This window comes from Micromonospora sp. NPDC002411 (assembly GCF_053592955.1).
This window is the reverse complement of sequence record NZ_JBSFBM010000578.1, coordinates 1-2,212: the sequence shown is the minus strand read 5'-3', so window position 1 is coordinate 2,212 and position 2,212 is coordinate 1. Positions and strand designations below refer to the sequence as shown.

Sequence of the window (2,212 nt, the reverse complement as noted above, 5' to 3'; positions counted from 1 at the left end):
TGCTCGCCACCGTCGGGGCCGAGCTGGCCACCGGCACCTGCAGCGGCGACACGGTCCGGCTCATCCCGCCGGCGGTGTGGTGCTCGGTGAGCCGGCTGACCGTGAACACGTACGGGAACACCTGACTGTGCTCCTGCGGTGGACTCGGGTTCACCGAGTTCACCGGATGCGCGTACATCTTGCGGGTCGGGTTGGCCTGCTGCCCGTAGAGCGGGTTACGCACCGGCGACTCCACCGGCTCGTAGTGCGTGGGCAGCGGGCCGTCCAGGACACCGCTCGGCGCGTACAGCCAGCCCTTGCCGTCGCCCTGCATGACGAACGGGTCGTCACCAGCGATGCCCTCAGGCCCGGACGCGCCGGCAGGCGGCCGGTACGACGGCGGTTTGGTCTTCTCGAAGTCCGGCACGTCGTAGCCGGTCCACTCGCCCTTCTCCGCGTCCCACCACACGTAACGCTTGCGCTCAGACCACGGGTTGCCCTCCGGGTCGGCGGAGGCACGGTTGTAGAGGATGCGCCGGTTCGCCGGCCACGCCCAACCCCACTCAGCGGCCACCCAGTCCTGTTCGTGTCGGGACTTGCGCCGGGCCGCCTGGTTGACGCCATCCGCGTACACCCCGGTGTAGATCCAGCAGCCGACGGCGGTGGAACCGTCCGCGCGGGCCTCCGCGAAGCTGGACAGTGGACGGCCGGTCGCCACGTCGTACCCGTTGATTTCCCGCAGCACCGCCTCGGCGCTCGGCTCCGCGAGCGGGCCGTGCGTCGGGTAGTCCCAGGTGAGGTCGAGCAGCGCCCGATCCCGCGGCAGCGCCGAGTCGGCCAGCTTCTCCCGCAGCTTGAGGCCGAGGTGGTAGAAGAACCACAGCTCGGAGCGGGCGTCGCCTGGTGGCTCGACGGCCTTCTCCCGCCACTGCAACAACCGCTGCGTCTGGGTGAACGTGCCCTCCTTCTCCACGTGGGAGGCGGCGGGCAGGAAGAACACCTCGGTGCGGCACTCCTCCGGCACGATCTCGCCGGTGGTCACCTCGGGGCCGTTCTGCCAGAACGTGGCACTTTCGATCATGAACAGGTCCCGGACGACCAACCAGTCCAGGTTGGCCATGCCCAGCCGCTGCGCCCGGCCGTGCGCCGAGCCGACCGCCGGGTTCTGACCGAGCAGGAAGTACCCCTTGATCTTCCCGTCGATCATGTTGAGCACCTGCTGGTAGGTGCCGTGGTCCCCGGTCAGCCGGGGTAGGTAGCCGTAGCAGAAGTCGTTCTCCGGCGTCGCCGCGTCACCCCAGTACGCCTTCAACAGGCTGGCCGCGAACGACCGAGCGTTGCCCCAGAAACCCTTCTGGCCCGGGTGCCGGATGCTGTCCACCCACTCGTCGAAGGTCGGGTGGTCGGCGTGGTGCGGCATCGGCAGGTAACCGGGCAGCAGGTTGAACAACGTCGGGATGTCGGTGGAGCCCTGGATGCTGGCGTGCCCCCGCAGGGCCATCACCCCGCCACCCGGGCGACCCATGTTGCCCAGCAACAGTTGGATGATCGCGCCCGTGCGGATGTACTGCACACCCACACTGTGCTGCGTCCACCCCACCGAGTAGATCAGCATGCCGGTGCGCTCCCGGCCGGAGTTCGCCGTCCACGCCCGGGCCAACTCCAGGAACAGCTCCTGCGGGATGCCGCAGACCCGCTCCACCATCTCCGGGGTGTAGCGGGCGAAGTGCCGCTTGAGGATCTGGTAGACGCACCGCGGATGCTGCAACGTCTCGTCCCGCCGGGTCTGCCCGCCGACCGGCGCGCCGTGCGACTCGTGCGTCAGCCCTGAGGCGCTGTCCCGTTCCTGGGCGGTGTGCCCACTGCCCGACGAATCCTCGTGCCCCTCGTACTGCCAGCTGTCCTGCACGTAGGTGCCGGTCTCCGGGTCGAAGCCGGAGAAGAAGCCGTCGCCGTCCTCGGTGTCGCTGAACTCCTCGCTGACGATCGTCGCGGCGTTGGTGTACGACAGCACGTACTCCCGAAAGTCCAACTCGTTGTCCAGGATGTACCGCACCACCCCACCGAGCAGCGCGATGTCGGTGCCCGCCCGGATCGGCAGGTACGTGTCAGCGACAGCGCTGGTGCGGGTGAAGCGCGGGTCGACGTGGAACACCTTCGCGCCTCGGCGCTTGGCCTCCATCACCCACTGGAAACCCACCGGGTGCGCCTCGGCCATGTTCGAACCCTGGAT

General features: G+C 68.9%; 1 protein-coding gene. It reads right to left on the bottom strand.

Translation table 11 applies throughout. The annotated features are described in order from the left end of the window. The coding region (locus tag ACWCO3_RS34090; RefSeq protein ID WP_450014083.1) for a molybdopterin-dependent oxidoreductase at positions 1–2,212 on the bottom strand (2,212 nt) is incomplete at both ends.